This window comes from Saonia flava, assembly GCF_011927795.1.
In the GTDB taxonomy this organism is placed as follows: domain Bacteria; phylum Bacteroidota; class Bacteroidia; order Flavobacteriales; family Flavobacteriaceae; genus Saonia; species Saonia flava.
The window spans coordinates 1,927,707-1,947,594 of record NZ_JAATJJ010000001.1; the positions used below are offsets into that span (position 1 = coordinate 1,927,707).

A 19,888-nucleotide genomic window follows, 5' to 3' on the forward strand; every position below is an offset into this window, starting at 1 on the left:
TGTTTAAAAACTCACTGCCAAGTTTAAAAAATAAGTTCTTCCGTACCCATACCAATATTTTGGAGCAAAAGATGGCGTGCCACTTAAATTATCTTGTTGCATCTGCCCAAAATTTCCATTTCTGCTCTGCTCATATCCCCCAGTTCTGAAAATCGTATCAAAAACATTGTTCACACTTATAAATACACTTATATATTTACCATTCAACAACCACGATTTTCCCCCAACCAAATTCAATAAATAAAAATTATCCAGCTTTTTTTGCGCAAGCAATCTGTTTACATTTTCGTCTGTTGCATTGGGGAAAGGTTCTCCTGTTTCTGGATTTAAATAAAAGCTATGGGTTCTAATAATAGTAGAAATATTGGCATAATTATTCGCCAGATAATTGGTTGTTGCTCCCATCCACCAATATTTTGGGTCACGATATTCCACCCCAAAAGCCATTGCTTTCTGTGGTCCCTGTGCCAACCTGTAGTCCTTGATATGTGCAATTCCTAAATCTATACTCCCTTCTGGGTTAATTAAATCCTCAACGGCCCCTGCCGTATCAAAATTAATACTGACCGATGGGTCGCTGGCATAAAGATATTTTGAAATCGAAGCAACAGCAGACAACTTTACGCTGGATGAAACCTGATACTCCAACCCAACCTCAGTTCCCATATGTAATTTATCTAAATCTGTAATTACTTCCTGCACAAAATCAGAACCCACTCCGGCGTCAACAAAGAAGTAATTTACATCTGTTGTGTTTTGAAACCGAGTATAAAACCCTGTTACTCTTCCTGTGAGTTTTGAAAGTCGAATAAGATAATTTATATCTGTTGTTGAAATTTTTTCACTTTGAATGTTAGGCACTATAGCATTATTTTCTCTAGGGTTTATAAACACATTCTGAATGGTTGGCGCTCTATTAAGCAAAGCTCCATTTAAAGTTAACCAATGTCTCCCTGTAATTTTATATTCCAATCCGCTCTTTATTCCAAAATTGGAAAAGTTGACCTTTTCACTTTTACCAAATGAATTTGAAAAACGTTCATTTAAAAATAAACCCTTCCTTTCATAATTGATGTTGGAGTAATTCCCTGCCAAAAATGCATTCCAAGTACTACCGCTGTACCGCAACTGAGAAAAGACATCAAAATCTGTAGCGTTCATTTTATAATGGTAATTAAATTGTTCTTTTTCAAATTTATTTATAGCACTATAAACATCATTGAGCGTATCGGAAAACGGGTCTATATCTTCATGAAATTCAGCCCCCAACAAGTCCTGGATTTCTGCATAGTTGTCCGACTCCAGTTTTTTTAAATGTTCCACCAAAATCAAATTTAAATTTATCACTCATGGTCAAATTAAAAATGCTATTTACTGTTAACTGACTATCATCTACTGTATCATCATATAGAACATAGCTAGCCTTTCCATTATTCGATTCATTTTGATTAGCGATATAGTTATTTTCCCAATTCAATTGGGGTTCGTTCAAAAACCCATCCTTTGCGAGGTTGGCACCTATAAAATTTGCTCCTATGGAACTGTTAATACTAAAACTAGGTAGATATCGATAATAAGTTGGGTCTGGATTAGGCGCATTATAATATCCAATTCTGCTTCGTGCATGTGTACCCGTTTGATATGCAATTCCCGTATTTATATTAAAATTATTTGATTTGTAATAGTGGTTGAACATCAATATTGGCTCCTGAATTTTACGTTCCCTTGAATTTCTAATTTTTCCATTTTGCATACCCCAATAAGGATTATATTTTCGGCCAACCAATTCAAAAACTTCTTCTGTTAAAGCAGAAGAACGTCCTCTTCTATTAGAAGCTAAAATAGAAGTGAGAACAATAGAATGTTTTGGATTAAATTGATATTCCAATGTTCCAAAAAATGAGTACGCATCATATAAAGTTCCATTAATATACCCCTCTTTTGCCCATCTTCTGGAGCTAGAAAACGTATAGGCCAATCCGTTTTTACTTAATCCAGAGCTATATGTCGCCATCAACCTACCTGCATAGGTTCTATTGGAATAAGATGTTGATACCCTAGTACCTGGCCTCAATCCGGATGGACGCATATCAATATTGGTCGTTCCCAAGATTCCTCCAAAATTATAATCAGATGCACTTAATCCATTACTAAATTCTTGATTTCTGGTTACATCATTTAATCCTCCCCAATTATTCCATTGTGGTCGACCATCAAATTGTTTGTTCATAGAAATTCCATTAATGAGCACTTTTCCATTTTGAGAATCATACCCTCGTACCCTAAAAAATGCCTGCCCAAAATCGAAAGCGGCCCTATTTAGAAAAACATCTTTTGTAGCCTGTAATAAGCCAGAAGACATTGAAACACTTTCATCATCTGATAAATCTGCATCTGTTAGAGTAATAAGATTATCTGCTTTTTCCACAGTAATATCTCTTTCCAAATAAAGAGAGCCTATTTTCAATGTCTGTCCATTGAGCACTATAGGAATTCTTTTTGGAATAAAGTCCTTGATGACAACTTGTAGGACAAATTCCCCTGTCAGAACAGTCTCTAAAACAAAACTACCATTAGGATCTGTACTTGTAGAAAATTGAGTTCCTTCAATAGAAATCTGGCCATTGGGAATACCAGATTTAGTTTGCTCATTAAGAATTTGACCAGTTATCCTATAGACTTCTTGAGCTATAGCTACATTGGTAAACAAAAAAATAAAGAGGAAATATTTTCGCATTAAAACATTAATATCCAAAGCAATCTAAGATAAATAAGTATAAAATTGACATTGGAATGTAAAAAATTTCTTCCAAAATATTTATTGCTAAAAAAATTAAAAGTATTTTGGAACCTCCATTTACTATATATATGTTCCTGAAAATTAGTTTATCATTTATTCTTTTTCTTTGTTTACACTGTGGCCATTCCCAAGAAAAATATAAGGTTAGAACCATTGCTTTTTATAATGTTGAAAATCTGTTTGACACACTGAACGATTCCCTTACTTTTGATGATGACCGTACACCATTGGGCAAGGACAATTGGACTTTGGAAAGGTATAATCAAAAACTAACCAATATATCTAAAGTCCTTTCTGAAATTGGTTTAGAGACTACAAAAACATCACCAGATATTATTGGTCTTTGTGAGGTTGAAAACAAACAAGTGATTGAAGACTTGATAAACCATCCCAACTTAAAGAATAAAGATTATGGTATAATTCATTATGACTCTCCTGATGAAAGAGGAATAGATGTTGCCTTTTTATACAAAAAATCGGTCTTTGTACCTTCTTCTTTTAAAAGTCATAGGCTCTTGCTTAGCAATAATGAAGGTTTTAGAGACTACACCAGAGACCAGTTAATTGTTGGTGGCTTTCTGGACAATGAAGAATTCTATTTTATAGTAAACCATTGGCCTTCCAGAAGTGGTGGTGAAACCCGCAGCAAGCCAAATAGGTTGGCGGCGGCCAAACTCAATAAAAGAATTATAGATTCTATTAGAAAAGTAGATATTGATTCAAAAATAATAAGCATGGGTGATTTAAATGATGACCCCATAGATGATAGTCTTACTAAAATCTTACATTCCAAAGGTAAAAAGAGAAAACTGGACAGTTTGAGTCTTTTTAACCCAATGGAAAAATTATATAAAAAAGGTGTGGGTTCCTTGGCTTACCGTGACAAGTGGAATCTATTTGATCAGATTTTCTTTACTCCTAATGTACTGGATCCTGGGAACAATTCTTATACCTTTTGGAAAGCAGGTGTTTTTAATCCACCCTATATAAAAACTTCATCTGGAAAATACAAAGGCTATCCTTTTAGGAGTTATGCAGGTGGAAGCTATACCGGAGGGTATAGCGACCATTTTCCAGTTTACCTTTTTTTAATTAGAAAAACAGAATAAGAATTATTGAGGTGCATGAAGCAATTTAATATTCCTCCATTTTACCTTAATACCGCCCCCATCATGAATTTGTAAGGCAACGGAGCCTTCGCCTTCGCCTATTTTTTCATCTGTTATAGTAACCATTTCTGTACCATTTAGCCAAGAAGTCAAAGTGTCACCTTCCAAACGTATTTTCATTTGGTTCCATTCTCCCATTTTAAGGGCCTTATCCTTTTCTGGGTCTGGCTTTATTAACCATCCTCTTCCATAGGACTCATAAACTCCCCCTGTATCATGTCCTGGTGGTGCTACCTCAACTTGCCAACCACTTACTTTTGTGCCATCAACGGTAGAGCGTATAAATACGCCACTATTGCCATTTGCCTCCTGTTTAAACTCTAAAGTAAGTACAAAATCCTTATAATGTTCATTAGTCGCCAAATATCCGTATTGTTTATCTGGACCACTTTCACATATTAATAGACCATCTTCCACATACCATTTTTCTGTTCCATAGACCGTCCAACCTGTTAAATCCTTGCCATTGAACAATGATTTTTCTTGCGCATTTACGGATAAAGAGAAAAAAACTGCAAGTGTAAATAAGATAAGATTTTTCATTTATAAAGTATATTTTAAATTAATTAAAACCACTGTCCCCAAGGAATTCTGGACAATATGCAAAGTAGACCGAGACCATAAAAAATAGCAATAAGCTTAAATTTTTTGGCTGCTTCCATCACTTTTTTATGTTTGGACCAACCAATGGTAATTAAAACTATTGCAATAATATTGATAAAAGGATGTTCAACGGCCAACAACCTAGCAGGGGCATTTAAGCCTCCCATCCCTAAAGTACTTATAGCCTTATAACCATTTGAGGAGACAAAAAATAATATAAGCCCTACCAGTAATTGTATATGGCTTAAAATAAGTGCAAACAAGCTAATTCTTAGGTCTTTTTCCATGGTAAACATTTTTTTACCAACAAGACCTATAATTGCATTGGCTACGGCCAAAAATAATATAGCCAAAACTGCATAGGCCAAATAAGAATGTAAATTGAGGATAGTTTCGTACATGAACGTATTAGTTTTTAGTTGTCTAAATGTAGTGATTTTTAGGCATAAAAAAACCCTGCCAATGGCAGGGTTTTTATAAACTATTTAAAAAGTTTAGAAATCGTAACGTAAGGTAATGTTCCAAGTTCTTCCCCAACCAAAGTATCCCTGGTTAGATACGGCAATACCCTCGTATGTCTCATCTCCAGCCTCAACAAAATTCGCTGTAGTTAATCTAGAGATATACTCGGTATCCATTAAATTGTTAATGTTACCTCTTATCTTTAATTGCTTTAATTTATCAACTCCTAGAGGAACAGTAAAAGTTAGACCAGCATCCAACAAATTATAGGATGGCAACTCCAAATTCTCTTTTATGGCACCAACATCAGAATAAATCCCATCATAATATCTCCAGTCAGAATCTACAGCAAAATTATCCGTAATTTGATATCTGAAACCAAGACCACCGGAAAGTTGAGCCGCACCACCTACTTTTCCTCCATCAACATCTTCTGTTTCCGTGCTTATAACATTACGCTCTTCATCTGTAACTTGCGTAACTACCTCTCCTTCATAAATCCAATCTCCAATTGAAGCAAAACCATTAAAAGTTAAGCCTTGGGTAGGTTTTACTTTAAAATCTACTTCTACACCAGAGTGCAATTGAGACGTTCCAAAGTTACTTTCAAAAGTTACCACATCATCCACAACATCAGAGCTAGAAACTACCCTATCTTTCCATGAAGTTCTATACAAGTTTATGTTTGCAGAGAAAATAGAGCTAGAAAAACCATACCCTGCTTCCAAACCTAAGATTTTTTCATTCTCTGTTAACGGGTTTACTTGGTTTGTAAAGTTTAAGTAGATATTATCATGATATGGTTGACGGTTGTAGTAACCTGCATTGGCATAAAAACTATGCTTCTCTGTAGGACTATAACTAAACCCAGCCTTTGCATTGTATCCAAAATTATCAACTTTTTCAGAATCAACACCATCAGTAATTCCTGCAGGCAATGGTTCTCCAGTGCTTTGAGAAGATGTACCATCAATCAAAGATTGATCTGCATATTGATAATAGTCAAATCTTTGGTGGTACTGATTTGATACTGACCCTTGGAAAAAGGCAGAAAAAACATCTGTAGCATATTCTAATTGAGTGAACAAACCGCCATAAGAAATACGCTCATCGTTACTATATGCAATTTTTTGGTCTTCGTCATAAGTCGCAAAAGCAGCTTCCCAGCCTGACGGCCTAAAACTTTCTGTTGCGATTACATTTTTATAAGTTCCAAATGTACCGTATGATTCATGATTATTATTTTGATCAATCAAACGAATATTCTCTTGCCATGAACTTAAGCCATGAAAATTTGAAACTACTCTAAAATGCTTACCGTAATAAGTTCTTAAATCAAACCCAGCATTCCAAGTAAGGTTATCAGAAAGTTTCTTTTCAAAATTAGTAATTACACCGTACCAGTTATGCAAGTTCATTGATGCTCTGGTAACATATCCTCCTCCAGCAGCAAAATATCCGCCTTCTCCATTTGGAACACTTTGATTAAAGCTATAAATAGCATCATAATCAATACGCCCTTCATCTGTTCTTATTCTATTTCCTCTATTACCGGTACCACCACCATTACCAAATGACGCATAAAGTACAGTTGATAAGTTGGAGGTTTCATTAATATTCCAGTCCCAGTTTAAGTTGATAACCGGTTTATGGTAGAAGTTTCTTCTTTCAGTCATGTATTGACCATTATATGTACCCCAGTTATTGTTATACTTAAGACCATACTCTAAATAACTTGAGATTGATTTAGTGAAGTTTTGATCGTGGAACTGTGGAGCGCCTGTAATCAAAAAGTTGAAACCGTGATTGTCGTTAGGTCTATATCCTGCTGATATAAAGTAGGTTTGACCCTCACCAAAGTTACCTTCATTATAACCATCACCTTGCCAGTGAGAAAGCATAACACTCAATCCCCATCCTTTTTCAGAAACACCTGTATTATAACCAGCTGATGTTTTAATATAATTATCATTTGCAATAGTTGAATATGCAAATCCTCCTTGGTCCATTTCTGTGGCTTTAGTAACGAAGTTTACCGTGCCCCCAACAGAAGATATGGCCAATTTAGAAGAGCCCAGACCACGTTGAATTTGAACTCCACTGGCAATATCATTTAATCCAGACCAGTTAGACCAATACATTAAACCATCTTCCATACCGTTAATCGGTTGACCATTTAAAAGAAAAGCAGTGTTGTCCTGGTCAAAACCACGAACTCTCATGTTAGTATCTCCAAAACCTCCTGCTTGTCCAGAAACATATACGGAAGGAGTATTTACCAATGTCATGGTAATATCCTGAGTTCCTATTTTTTCTTGAATAAGTTTTACTGGAACGGAAGAAACCGCTATTGGCGTTCTTCTATCGCTAGCAAGGTCAATAATCCCCGTACCTACTACTACAACCCCTTCCAATTCTTCTGCATCTACTTGCAATGTAATGTTTCCTATACTTCCTGTTGAAGTAAAAGGTATTCTCTTTGCAACAAAACCAATGTAGGAAACAACCAAAGTTCCTGAGTTTTGCGAAACTTCTATGGAGAAGTTTCCATCAAAATCCGTAGCTGTCCCATTAGACGTTCCCTGTACAACTACACTGGCCCCTGGCAATGGACCGCCAGTATCGCCATCCATAACAGTACCCGTGATAGTTCCTTGTGAAAAAGCAATTGTTGTCATTAAAAATGCAGCAATCGCAAAGTACATTTTTTTCATTTTTCTTGTGTTTTAGTTTTTAATCAGTCTGCAAATGTGCTTCATTTTAAACACATCTACATTAAGACAATGTTAAATTAGTCGTCGCAAATTTAACATAAATTTTTACTTAAAAATACTGTAAGACAAGAGTTTATGAAATCCCTTTAACAAATAGAAAAGTTGCAGTTCAATTCTTAAAATTTTGCAAAAGTTGCAATGTGGAGCTATCATGATCAGCAATTTCGGAATTAGTTATGTCCTTAAGAATCGTAGTTGCCAATTGCTTCCCAAGCTCGACCCCCCATTGATCATAACTGTAGATGTTCCAAATAACTCCCTGAACAAATATTTTATGTTCATAAAGTGCAATTAATGACCCCAAACTTTTAGGAGTTAGTTTATCTATTAAAATAGTATTGGTAGGTTTATTTCCTTCAAAAATCTTAAAGGGCAATAAGTTTTCAATTTCTTCTTTTGACAATCCCTTAGAAATGAGTTCTTTTTTAACTTCCCCAGCAGTTTTACCATTCATTAAAGCTTCGGTTTGAGCAAAGAAATTGGCCATTAACTTATTATGGTGATCCACATCTCCATGTAATGATTCTTTATACCCAATAAAATCCACAGGAATTACTTTTGTTCCCTGATGAATCAACTGAAAAAAAGCGTGTTGCGAATTTGTTCCCGGCTCCCCCCATATGATAGTTCCTGTTTGATAGCCTGTTCTAATTCCTTTTCTATCCACACTTTTGCCATTGCTTTCCATTATACCTTGTTGTAAATAGGCAGAAAACCTACTTAAGTATTGAGCATATGGAATTATAGCTTCAGTTTCCGCTTCATGGAAATTATTATACCAAATACTTATAAGCGCTAAAACAATTGGGATATTATTTTCAAAATCCGCAGTTCTAAAGTGATCATCCATTTGATTAGCACCTTTTAAAAGCTTATCAAAATTTTCAAATCCAACTGACAAGGCAATTGAAAGTCCAACAGCACTCCAAAGAGAAAAACGACCCCCAACCCAATCCCACATTGGAAATACATTGTCAGCCGAAATTCCAAATTCTGATATTTTACTCGTATTGGTTGATACAGCAGCAAAGTGTTTGGCAACATCTTCTTGGGAGCCATATTTTAAAAACCATTTTTTAATGGTGGTGGCATTGCTCAAAGTTTCTTGGGTTGTAAAAGTTTTAGATACGACCACAAACAAAGTAGTTTCTGGATTAAGTTCTTTTAAAACCTCATGTACATGGTCTCCATCTACATTGCTTACAAAATGCATTTTTAAATGGTTCTTATAAAACTTCAATGCTTCAACCACCATTGCCGGCCCCAAGTCCGATCCCCCAATACCAATATTGACAACATCTGTAAATGTTTTGCCCGTATATCCTTTCTTTTCACCAGAAACAACAGCATCCGTAAAGACTTTTATCTTGTTCTTTACTTCATAAATTTCAGGAACTATATTTTTACCATCAACTTTTATAATAGCTTCTTTTGATGCACGCAAAGCAGTGTGTAATACCGCTCGCCCTTCAGTTTGATTAATAGCTTCTCCATCAAAGCATTTTTGGATTGCAGTTTTTAAGCCCACTTCTTCGGCCAGTTCCAACAAAAGACCCATTGTTTCCCCTGTAATCCTATTTTTGGAATAATCCACCAAAAAATCTTCCCATTTAATGGTAAAATTCTTTGCCCTATCCATATTGGAATTAAAAAGGGTTTTAAGATGTACATCCTTGCTTTCTTGAAAATGTTTTGTAAGCTTTTTCCAGGCTAGGGTAGTGGTTGGATTTATATTTGGCAGGGGCATTTTATTTAGTTTAGTGTTAACAATTCTTCATTTAGAGACTCAAAGAACTCAATACAGTCCAACTGTTCTTTTATTGGTATAATATGTTCCAAATATTTAACTTTAATTGTCTCTGCTATAGGTTCTGCTTCAGGCAACTTTTCTCTTAACGGGTCCACTTGTCTTCCATTTTTCCAAAAACGGTAACAAACGTGTGGCCCCCCTGTATTTCCTGTCATACCTACCCATCCAATTACGTCTCCCTGCCTCACAAAATCACCTCTTCTTACATTTTGTTTTCTCATGTGTAGGTATTGTGTACTATAGGTCCCATTATGTCTTATCTTAACATATCTACCATTCCCTCCCCTTCTAGTGGATTCAGTCACGGTGCCATCTGCCGTGGCCAATATGGGCGTTCCCACACTGGCAGCATAATCCGTTCCTTTATGGGGACGAACTTTATAACCGTAATAGGCAATTCTTCTTTTTAGATTATACCGCGAAGACAATCTGCCATATTCCACTGGCATTCTTAAAAAAGCCCTTCTTAGGTTATTGGCCTTGTCATCAAAATAATCCGTAATATTTTTAAGGGAATCCGCTTCGTAAGAAAAAGCATATAAAGGGGTCCCATTGTGTTCAAAATAAGCAGCATCAATAGGTTCTGCTCCAGCATAGATAGTGTCGTTTATATACTTCTCCTTATAGATTACCTTGAATTTATCATTCTTTTGTAGCCTTGAAAAATCTATCGTCCAAGCATATACATTGGCCAAGTTATTGGTAACATTATAATCTATTCCCTGCTTTAAAATAGCTTCGGACAAACTTGTTTCTATTATACCGGAAACTTCTCGTTCCACATATTTTACTTCCTTTCTTTTCTTGTAGGCAATCACACTGTCCCTCATATCTATTACCGTATAATTTATACGGTCATTTTCATAAATAAATATTTGGGCGGTCTCAGATGTATCTTTGGATTTTAATATAACATAGGGCTTGCCAACCACAATTTTACGGACATCAAAAGTGTCCTTAAACTGCTCGGATACCTTATAGATTTTTGGGTAGTCCACTTTGTTTTTCAACATTAATTCACCAAAACTATCACCACTTTTTACCGTGTCTTGCAGTACACTAAAGTCATTTAGGTTAAACCCATATTGCTTAAGAATTACAGGTTCCTCAATTGTCTTGATTGCTATTTCTTCTGGATTAGGTTCTTCTTCTCGACACGATGTCAAAAAAACCAATACCAATATTGCGCCCCAATATTTATGCATTATTCTATACTTTTTCTGGGTTAAAGATATGGTCTACCCATTGCTTTCCCCAATTATTTAACTCTAGTTTTGTATATAAATTTGGAAAAAAGACTACTTTTTGAAAACTAGGAGGAAGGTATTCTTTCCAATTAGTCCCTCCACTGGCATCTATAGGAGCATTTTCCTTGTTTAAATACCTATATGCCGATCCCATATGCATTAAAGGCCAATTTACATTTGCATTGATATCCAAAGCTTTTAACCCCTCCACTAAAACATCATTCTGCCGGTCATTTTCTGATAATTGGGAATACTTGTGAAAAATAGTGTTTCCCTTAACTTGTTTGGCTATTCTAACCAATCTAGGCGTATACCTATACTCAAATTGCTTTAGGGTCAATGTTTTTTCACCTGTGGCAATATCCGTTGCTCCCTTTTTCCAATAAATATGCTCATAAAGCTCCTCTATCCCATTTAAAGAATTAAACTGCTCACGCTCCGTATGGTGCACTAAATGCTCCAAAGGCGTGGCATAGATTTCAATCATTCTATACTGTGCAGATTGAAAACCACTGGCAGGTAAAAGTGCCATTCTGTATTGCAAAAATTGTTCTCTTTCCATTCCTTTTATCATAATCCCAAAGGAAGAAATAAGTGCTTTGTAGTAACTGTTCACCCTATTGACCTTCTCTATAAAAAACTCAACATTTTGTGTTTTGTCGTCCACAATTTGCTTTTGTTCATGCAAAATAAGCTTAAAATAAAGCTCGGTAATTTGGTGATACATGATGAATATTTCCTCATCAGGAAAATGTGTTCTAGGAACTTGTATGCTTAAGAGAGTGTCTAAATGAATATAGTCCCAGTAGGTGAGATAACGTTGGTAGAGAAGTCCGTCCAAGTAGGAATTTAAGTCCTGCCCAGAATCTTTATATTTTTCTTCAAGTTTAGATATTCTTTCCTCAATATCTTTTTTATTCTTCATCTAAAGGCTTAATCCATTATAATCTTGAATTGGTTTTTAAGTCCGTTATACCCATCCAAATCTGCTTTTATTGAACCTACTGCTAGGTCAGCTTTTATTCGGATAGGAATTTTGTTCAAATCATTGGAAACCCATAGAGAAAGACTTTCTTGCTCTTTAAAGACCCTCCCTGATTGCACATAAGGTCTAAATTTTAAACATTCGACCTTTCCATATTTGGTCTTTACCACTTCTTTTCCCAAATATTTCAGCTTGAACTTAAAAACTCCATCATCATCGAACAACATATCCAACTGTATGGATTCATTTTCTACCAAATCCTCAAAAGTGTAATTGTTTCTTAGATAGTAAAAAGCAGAAATTAAATCTTGGACATTGTCCTCAATTGTAAAATTAAGCTTTTTATTGTTTTTTTTATCATTTAAGATTGCTTCATCATTTTTATGATCAAAATCTATTTCAATATCCTTGGTATACCCACCTTCATCTATCTTTCGGACAAATTTATAGGGCCTACCATCCCATCTTCCAAAATAGCTCTCATAGGTGTCATCTACCTTAAAAAACCAACTGGCAACCCCAGTAGTCTCGCCATGCCCCACAACATGGTAAACAGGAATACTGTCCAACTCTTTGGATTTTACCTGGAGTGTTGCATAACTCGCGTTTAAAAACCCGTAATGAATTCTAAACTTAAGCCACTCACCAGACTTAAAAGCAGTGTGGTTTTTTTGGCCATTGAGTGAAATTCCAAGAAAAAGGAACAATATGATTGATATTTTTTTCATAGCAAATAGCATTGTAAAATTACTAAAACCAAACCAATGTAGTTCTGGTTTACAATTATTTAAACAAAATTTAAGCCAAAGTATTGTATAAAAAAAGCCCAGTCATAAAACTGGGCTTTTCCTAAATAACCAACCAAACTTTAAATTATGAAAAACCAATACTTAAAGTAATAAGGGAACCACCCCTTATGTTTATACAAATCTAAGACAACTTTTAACTTCAAAATATGTTTTAACGTACTTTAACTATTGTCTTAACACTAATTTATAGATTACAATTAAAATTTAAGGATTTGTTAGGAATAATGGGCTTTTACCATAGTGTTGACATCCATATTAGGTTCCTTTTTAAAACCAATATCCTACGCTAAAAAAAATCGTTTTTGAACCTACTTCCGGCGACCACGAATACATTAATTGAACAGGTCCAATAAAAGACTCCAAACCATAGCCCAAACCATAGCCAGAAAAATCTGGTGGTGTGAACCATTCACCAGTCCTAAAAAGGTCATCATCCACATTTGAAAAATTGGCAGCAAACATAAAATGATTTTTAGGTGTAAATTCATAATCCAACTTACCATATGCCTTTACAAAACTATTCCCTGGCAAAGTAAGAAAATCATAACCCAAGAAAGGGACAAAGTTATTTATCATTGAACTTCCAAAACCACCGAGAACAAAGTCAAAAGAAGATACTCTTGAAATTCCAAATTTAACCCCTCCCTCTGTTTCCAAGTTTAAAGATAAATTCTTGGTAAAAGAAAATGCAGCTCCCATCCTTGCTTTTCCAACAGAAAATTCCTTGAAATTGTTATTAAAATCAGAAGAAAAAAGATAAACATGTAAATCTCCATTAAAATATAGCCCCTTGGTAGGAAAATATTTGTCATCATAAGTATCCAAGGTCAATTGCCCATAAGTACTATAATAATGGCTTTTGTCAAAAATTGTTCTATTATTTGCATTGGACACCAAAAGAGAATTGCCACTTACTTCTTGGGAACCATCAAATGTTCTTGTACTAAATCTTAAAAAATTATGTTCCAAACCAGCAGTAAATGCAAACTCTTCTTGCCATACCGATTGTATGTAAAATTGGTTTGTAAGATTGATAACATCCATATTAATATTATTGATGTTGGTGTTTATGGGAACATTAAAATTGGATTGAATAAGGCCATAATTGATTTCTTGGTCAAAACTGGTATATTTAGAATTTAAACCAAAACTCCAATAAGAACCTTTATCCACATAATACTGCATATTGTACCTAAGGTTGTCTCCAAGAATAAAATCAAAAGAAGTCACATCATCCTTCATTAAAAAATTCTTCTTAGTTAAGTTAATAAGGGCTGCACTTTTAAACAAATCATCATAATGCACACCTAGCCTAATAAATGTTTTGTTATGATTTTCACTTAGTTTTAAAACTAAATCGTCGCCCGCACCATTGGATTTTAATTGGTACCTAATGGTCTTGAAGTTGTTAGTTGCTGCTAAATTCCCTATCCCTTTTTGAACTTTGTCAAAAGTAGTTTTCTGTGCAAGGTCAAATCTTAATTTTCCTTTTACATATCCCCTACTATAATTATTGTTTCCTATTAACCTTAACCTATTTACAGTTAATGAATCTTTAAGCACAACCTGCTTCTTCTCCTCCTCTTTGTTTATTTGTTTGATAGATACTTCCTTTAATTGATCAATCTTCTCCATGGCTGCAATTTGTCCACTTTGAATTATTTGCTCGGTCAAATTAAAATCTATTACGGAGAATTCATCTATGTCTGGCTTTATGTAAATATCCGTTAATTTGGATTTTTCCACCATATCGTTTACCGTCCTATAGTTATTAATCTGTAATAATACTTCCGTTGCGGATAAAAGTGACTCCCTTTCAGAAAGGCCATGTTGCACATCAACCCCAATAACATAATTTGCACCCCTTTCTTTTACCTCTCTAATTGGATAATTATTTACTACACCACCATCAATCAGGATTTGACCCTCTATTTCAGTTGGCTCAAAAAGGGATGGAAAAGTACCGCTAGCCATAATTGCTTCGGGCAGATACCCTTTATCCAACATCACCTGTTTTCCTGTTTCTACATTGGTAGCAATGCAAAAGAAGGGGATGGGCAATTCTTCAAAATTGTTTATGTCTTTTACATGATACAAGGCTTTAACAAGTTCATTATATATGTTTTGCCCTCCTGATATTGCCTCTGGAAATGAAACCTTAAGATTGTTAAAGGGTAATGTTAGGGCATATCTTTCTGAATCTTCTTTTTCATAAAATGTTTTTGCATCCCTTGGCAATTCATCCTGAATAAGTTTCGAGAAATCCACACTTGTAAAAAGTGAGTCCAACTCCTGTGCGGAATACCCAGAAGCATACAAAGCACCAATTATAGCGCCCATACTGGTGCCTCCTATATAATCTATCTTTATACCTGCTTCTTCGAGTACTTTAAGCGCTCCAATATGGGCAAGACCCTTTGCACCCCCACCACTCAACACCAATCCAACTTTAATGTCCTTATTCCCAACTTCCTGTCCCAGTGCAAGGAACGAAATTAAGAATGTGGATAGTAGTAGTAATCTTCTCATGTAATTAAAATACAACATTATCGGAAAGTTGTATATATTTTTTTTGCTTTAGCCATTCCTATTACTTCTGCCAAATTTTCTATCGAAGCTTCTTTAACCCTTTTAACCGATTTAAACTTCTTCAACAATTGTTCAGTTGTTTTTTCTCCTATGCCCTCTATACTTTCCAATTCAGAATTTATAGCGGCTTTGCTTCGCTTGTTCCGATGAAAAGTTATTCCAAAACGATGAGCCTCATTCCTTAAGTGCTGAATTATTTTTAGGCTTTCAGATTTTTTATCCAAGTAAAGTGGGATGGAATCTCCTGGAAAATAGATTTCTTCAAGCCTTTTTGCAATTCCCACAATAGCAATTTTTCCTCTAAGACCCAAAATATCCAAACTTTTTAAAGCCGAAGATAATTGTCCTTTCCCTCCATCTATAACTATAAGCTGCGGAAGAGGTTGTTCTTCGTTCACCAATCTTTTGTAACGCCTAAAAACCACTTCTTCCATGGATGCAAAATCATCCGGTCCTTCAACAGTTTTTATATTATAATGTCTATATTCTTTTTTTGATGGCTTTCCATTCTTAAAAACTACACAAGCTGCTACTGGGTAAGTCCCTTGTATATTGGAATTGTCAAAACATTCAATATGCCTAGGCTCCTCAGAAAGCCTTAAATCCTTTTGCATTTGGGCCATTATTCTATTTGTATGCCTATCTGGGTCAGTAATTTTAATTTGTTTAAACCTCTCCATTCTATAAAACTTTGCATTTCTTAATGAGAGGTCTAAGATCTTTTTTTTATCTCCAAGTTTGGGAACCGTTATTTTTATATGAGGCTCCAAAACAACTTTAAAGGGTAGGTACAATTCTTTTGATTGGGAGTTGAAACGTTGCCTAATATCTATAATTCCCAACTGAAGCAAGTCTTCATCAGTCTCATTTAGTTTTTTCTTTAATTCAGCTGTGTGAGACCTAATAACAGAACCATGTGAAAGTTGTAAAAAATTAATATAGGCATGGGTTTCATCAGAAACTATAGTAAAAACATCCACATTATTGATTTTAGGGTTGACAATTGTGGATTTTGATTGATAATTCTCCAGAACCCCTATTTTCTCCTTAATTAATTGAGCCTCCTCAAACTTCATTTCCATGGCCAAAGACTCCATTTGTTTTTTAAAATAGGTTAGAGATGACTTAAAGTTACCTTTAACTATCTGTCGTATATCCTCTATTTGCTTTTGATATTCCTCTTCCTTTTGTAATCCTTCACAACCCCCCAAACAATTTCCGAGATGGTACTCCAAACACACCTTGTATTTACCCGCTTGGATTTTCTCCTGTGACAAATCGTAATTGCAAGTTCTTAGGGGATACACACTTTTAATAAGGTCCAAAAGTGTTTTCACGGTATGCATACTGGTATATGGCCCATAGTATTCAGAACCATCTTTGATTAATCTTCTAGTAGGAAATATTCTTGGAAAACGCTCATTTTTAATACAAATCCATGGATAGGACTTGTCATCCTTAAGCATTACATTGTATCTAGGTTGGTACTTTTTGATCAAGTTATTTTCCAAAAGAAGCGCATCGGACTCCGTAGGAACAACAATATGTTTAATAGCAACAATCTTTTTTACCAATACCCTCGTCTTACCGTACTCATGCTTTTTGGTAAAATAAGAGGACACTCTTTTCTTTAAATTCTTTGCTTTGCCCACATAAAGAATAACCCCTTCTTTGTCATAAAATTGATATACTCCAGGATTACTGGGCAAACTAGCAAGTTGAACATTAATTGGGATATCTGCCATGAAACTTAGGGAAGGTTATTCTAGATTTAATATCTGACAGTTAAAATACTTTGTTTTTATGAAAACGCATAGTTATAAACACAATTTTAACTCATAGCAATAGGATAATCCAACAGTTAATTTTATAAAAACAAGGGTGATTTTAAACAACGAATAGATGTTCTTGAGATTATTGAATTCCCAAAATTACCCGGTAAATTTGAAAGAAAAATAAAAATGAATTAAAAAATTGTTATAATAGTAAATTTAGTAGCGCTTTTTTGTTAAAAAACTAATCAACAGGGTTTGCTCCCAAAAAGGGTGAAATCATACATCCCATGCCAAAAAACCTATTTCAATTCACACATAATCAATGAATTATACTCATACACTTAAAATCATATACCGGTTTTCAAAATCTTTTTAATGTTAAATTTTTTATAAAAAAGTGTATTTCGTCGGAAAAAGAGTGCTTTTGGTGGAATTTGTGCTAATATTTTGTTTATATTTATTTCATCAAAATTTAATGTTAGATGGAAAATTATGTTATCGTTTTGGGAATGTACCTGATTTTGATGCTTTTCTTTAAAATATACGTCGCTGTATCTGTTAAAGAGTAGTTTATATTCAGTTCCCTACACTAGTTTAATCAATACCAATGCTTAAAAAAGAATTGCGATTAAACTATATTCAGAAAAGAAGGAAAATCTCCTTAGAAAGCTTACAAGATTTTAGTCTTAAAATTGCTAATAACCTATTGGAATTGCCCATATGGTCCTTTAGTAATTATCATTTATTTTTACCTATATTGGAAAAGAATGAAATTGACACCAGTTTTATTCTATCTATATTACAAGGCAAGGATAAAAATGTAATTTTGCCAAAAATGACAGGGCAAAATATGCTCCAAAACATATTACTAACCGACAATACAATTCTCCGAAAAAACGATTGGGGGGTGCCAGAACCTGAAGATGGCATAGAAATCCCATCTAAAAAAATTGAAGTCATTTTTGTACCACTACTTGCATACGATAGTTCTGGAAATAGAGTCGGGTACGGAAAAGGATATTATGATAAGCTCTTGAATGAATGTAATCCTAGTGTGTTAAAAATAGGTCTTTCATTTTTTGGCCCAGAGGATACAATTTCTGATATTAACGAACACGATGTGCCTTTGGATTATTGTGTAACCCACAGTAAGGTCTATAAATTCTGACTTTCCTCCTTTTTTTCAAATGCTTTTTTGTTGAAAACAATCAAAATCCCTACACCTGTACTAATTGCCGTGTCGGCAATATTAAAAACGGGCTCAAAGAAACGAAAGTTGTTTCCTCCAAAATATGGAACCCAATCTGGCCAAGTAGTATCAACCATTGGGAAGTATAACATATCTACCACCTTTCCATAAAAAAGGCTTCCATAGGGTTCATTAGAAAATAAAGTCGCGACCTGATTATAACTATCGTTAAAAATAACCCCATAAAAAACCGAATCCAAAATATTGCCTAAAGCACCCGCAAAAATCAAGGACAAAGCCAATATTAATGTTCTAGACGATTTTTTACTAATTATATCATACAGCCAATAACCAATTCCCACAATGGCAAAAAGCCTGAACACTGTTAAAATAAGTTTTCCTACTGAGTCAGAAATTGGTAATATATCACTTAATTTTGTCCCCCAAGCTGCGCCTTCATTTTCTATAAAAAGGATTTTGAACCAATTAAAAACGGTAACGGATTCCCCAAGTTGAAAGTGTGTTTTTATATAAATTTTACTTACTTGGTCAACTATTAAAACTGCCAAAATAAGTACTAAGGACTTTTTTAAATTCATTCTTAAAATATCGATTGGGCAAAAATAAGGATATTATTCGGTTTTGCTTAGATAGATGTTTCCTGTCACTGAAGTTAGTTTGTAATGATAATCTCCCTTTTGGCTAATGTTCTTAACTACCTTTCCATATTTGGTTGTAGCATCGATTATAGCATTTGCATTCTCTACTTTTATATCACCACTATGTGTTATAACCTGTGCTTCTTCTCCTACATCGTTAAGTGTACATATTCCATCATTAAGGGTCACCATTAAATTTTTATACATACCGGTTATATGCACATTACAGCCAGTACCATATACTTTAACATTTTTGTATTGTGGCATCTTAATTTTCAAAGCTATAGATATTACTTTGTGAGCACTTAATTTATCGTTTGGATTAATAAAATTTGGACGAAAATCTGTATTTACAAGAGTAGTTTGTCCTTCTTCTATAACATCCAGTAGTAAATCATTCTTGTACTCCCCATCTATAATGGCCTCAACGATAAGCTCGTCTCCTTCATAAGTTTCCAAATTCAATTGGAAGCACTTAGCAACATCAATCTGAATAAAATGTGTATCAGGACTCACCAAAGTCTTATTAACCACATTTTGGGCCTCAACTATGGTAATTGTACATACAAACCATAACAGGGTGTATATTTTATTCATTTCCAAAAAAAACGCCCCTAAAGGCGTTCTATAAATGTTTACTGCATGTTTTTTGCCTCTATACTAAGCGTGGCATGGGGCACCAATTTTAATCGCTCTTTATTAATAAGTTTACCAGTTACTCTACAAATACCGTAGGTTTTATTTTCAATACGCAATATTGCATTTTTTAAATCCCTAATAAACTTCTCTTGTCTTATAGCCAATTGGGTATTGGCTTCTTTGCTCATGGTTTCCGAACCTTCTTCAAAAGCTTTAAAAGTTGGCGATGTATCATCTGTTCCATTATTGCCGTCATTCATATAGGCACTTTTAAGAAGCTCCAAATGGTTTTTTGCTTTTTCTATTTTCTCTTCAATAAGAACTTTAAATTCTTCCAAATCCTTGTCGGAATATCTTATTTTTAAATCCTCTGCCATA

The 19,888-nt window shown here is 34.5% G+C and carries 16 protein-coding genes; 2 read left to right on the forward strand and 14 right to left on the reverse strand.

Going from position 1 to position 19,888, the window contains the following annotated elements:
- Window positions 1–3 precede the first annotated feature (3 nt).
- Both GGR42_RS16890 and GGR42_RS16895 read right to left on the reverse strand, forming a co-directional pair.
- Window positions 4–1,323, reverse strand: coding sequence for a TonB-dependent receptor (locus GGR42_RS16890; protein WP_245201415.1), 1,320 nt, complete (start codon window positions 1,321–1,323; stop codon window positions 4–6).
- Window positions 1,259–2,737, reverse strand: coding sequence for a carboxypeptidase-like regulatory domain-containing protein (locus tag GGR42_RS16895; protein WP_245201416.1), 1,479 nt, complete (start codon window positions 2,735–2,737; stop codon window positions 1,259–1,261). The genes GGR42_RS16890 and GGR42_RS16895 overlap by 65 nt, the downstream gene beginning before the upstream one ends.
- A gap of 131 nt (window positions 2,738–2,868) precedes the next feature.
- On the opposite strand from GGR42_RS16895, the gene GGR42_RS08455 reads away from it, so the two are divergent.
- Window positions 2,869–3,909, forward strand: coding sequence for an endonuclease/exonuclease/phosphatase family protein (locus GGR42_RS08455; RefSeq protein ID WP_167962812.1), 1,041 nt, complete (start codon window positions 2,869–2,871; stop codon window positions 3,907–3,909).
- A 3-nt stretch (window positions 3,910–3,912) separates the two neighbouring features.
- On the opposite strand, the gene GGR42_RS08460 is transcribed toward GGR42_RS08455, so the two are convergent.
- The 9 genes from GGR42_RS08460 to uvrC form a co-directional block, all read right to left on the reverse strand.
- Window positions 3,913–4,512 carry a 3-keto-disaccharide hydrolase gene (locus tag GGR42_RS08460; protein WP_167962815.1) on the reverse strand — a complete coding sequence of 200 codons (600 nt, stop codon included), beginning with the start codon at window positions 4,510–4,512 and terminating at the stop codon, window positions 3,913–3,915.
- 23 nt (window positions 4,513–4,535) lie between these two features.
- Window positions 4,536–4,973 carry a hypothetical protein gene (locus tag GGR42_RS08465; protein ID WP_167962817.1) on the reverse strand — a complete coding sequence of 146 codons (438 nt, stop codon included), beginning with the start codon at window positions 4,971–4,973 and terminating at the stop codon, window positions 4,536–4,538.
- Window positions 4,974–5,066: 93 nt separating this feature from the next.
- Window positions 5,067–7,748: a TonB-dependent receptor gene (locus GGR42_RS08470; protein WP_167962819.1), complete on the reverse strand. Its 2,682-nt coding sequence runs from the start codon at window positions 7,746–7,748 to the stop codon at window positions 5,067–5,069.
- A 169-nt stretch (window positions 7,749–7,917) separates the two neighbouring features.
- The gene (pgi, locus tag GGR42_RS08475) at window positions 7,918–9,555 is read right to left on the reverse strand and encodes a glucose-6-phosphate isomerase (protein ID WP_167962821.1); all 1,638 of its coding nucleotides are present in this window, start codon (window positions 9,553–9,555) and stop codon (window positions 7,918–7,920) included.
- 5 nt (window positions 9,556–9,560) lie between these two features.
- Window positions 9,561–10,823, reverse strand: a complete 1,263-nt coding sequence (locus GGR42_RS08480) for a peptidoglycan DD-metalloendopeptidase family protein (RefSeq protein WP_167962823.1) — start codon at window positions 10,821–10,823, stop codon at window positions 9,561–9,563.
- 4 nt (window positions 10,824–10,827) lie between these two features.
- Window positions 10,828–11,790, reverse strand: a complete 963-nt coding sequence (locus GGR42_RS08485) for a tryptophan 2,3-dioxygenase family protein (protein ID WP_167962825.1) — start codon at window positions 11,788–11,790, stop codon at window positions 10,828–10,830.
- Between the two features lie 8 nt (window positions 11,791–11,798).
- Window positions 11,799–12,578 (reverse strand): DUF3108 domain-containing protein, encoded by a 780-nt coding sequence (locus tag GGR42_RS08490; protein ID WP_167962827.1) that lies wholly within the window; start codon window positions 12,576–12,578, stop codon window positions 11,799–11,801.
- A gap of 348 nt (window positions 12,579–12,926) precedes the next feature.
- Window positions 12,927–15,188 (reverse strand): patatin-like phospholipase family protein, encoded by a 2,262-nt coding sequence (locus GGR42_RS08495; RefSeq protein ID WP_167962829.1) that lies wholly within the window; start codon window positions 15,186–15,188, stop codon window positions 12,927–12,929.
- A 17-nt stretch (window positions 15,189–15,205) separates the two neighbouring features.
- Complete coding sequence (gene uvrC, locus GGR42_RS08500) at window positions 15,206–16,993, reverse strand: excinuclease ABC subunit UvrC (RefSeq protein WP_167962831.1); 1,788 nt, start codon at window positions 16,991–16,993, stop codon at window positions 15,206–15,208.
- Between the two features lie 637 nt (window positions 16,994–17,630).
- Between uvrC and GGR42_RS08505 the strand changes: the two genes are divergently transcribed.
- Window positions 17,631–18,191, forward strand: a complete 561-nt coding sequence (locus GGR42_RS08505) for a 5-formyltetrahydrofolate cyclo-ligase (protein ID WP_167962833.1) — start codon at window positions 17,631–17,633, stop codon at window positions 18,189–18,191.
- On the opposite strand, the gene GGR42_RS08510 is transcribed toward GGR42_RS08505, so the two are convergent.
- From GGR42_RS08510 to GGR42_RS08520, 3 genes are read right to left on the reverse strand one after another with little or no spacing between them, the layout of a single operon-like run.
- Window positions 18,179–18,811: a lipoprotein signal peptidase gene (locus tag GGR42_RS08510; RefSeq protein WP_167962835.1), complete on the reverse strand. Its 633-nt coding sequence runs from the start codon at window positions 18,809–18,811 to the stop codon at window positions 18,179–18,181. The genes GGR42_RS08505 and GGR42_RS08510 overlap by 13 nt on opposite strands.
- A gap of 33 nt (window positions 18,812–18,844) precedes the next feature.
- The gene (locus GGR42_RS08515) at window positions 18,845–19,468 is read right to left on the reverse strand and encodes a DUF4097 family beta strand repeat-containing protein (protein WP_167962837.1); all 624 of its coding nucleotides are present in this window, start codon (window positions 19,466–19,468) and stop codon (window positions 18,845–18,847) included.
- 38 nt (window positions 19,469–19,506) lie between these two features.
- Window positions 19,507–19,887, reverse strand: coding sequence for a TraR/DksA family transcriptional regulator (locus GGR42_RS08520; RefSeq protein ID WP_167962839.1), 381 nt, complete (start codon window positions 19,885–19,887; stop codon window positions 19,507–19,509).
- Window position 19,888 lies beyond the last annotated feature (1 nt).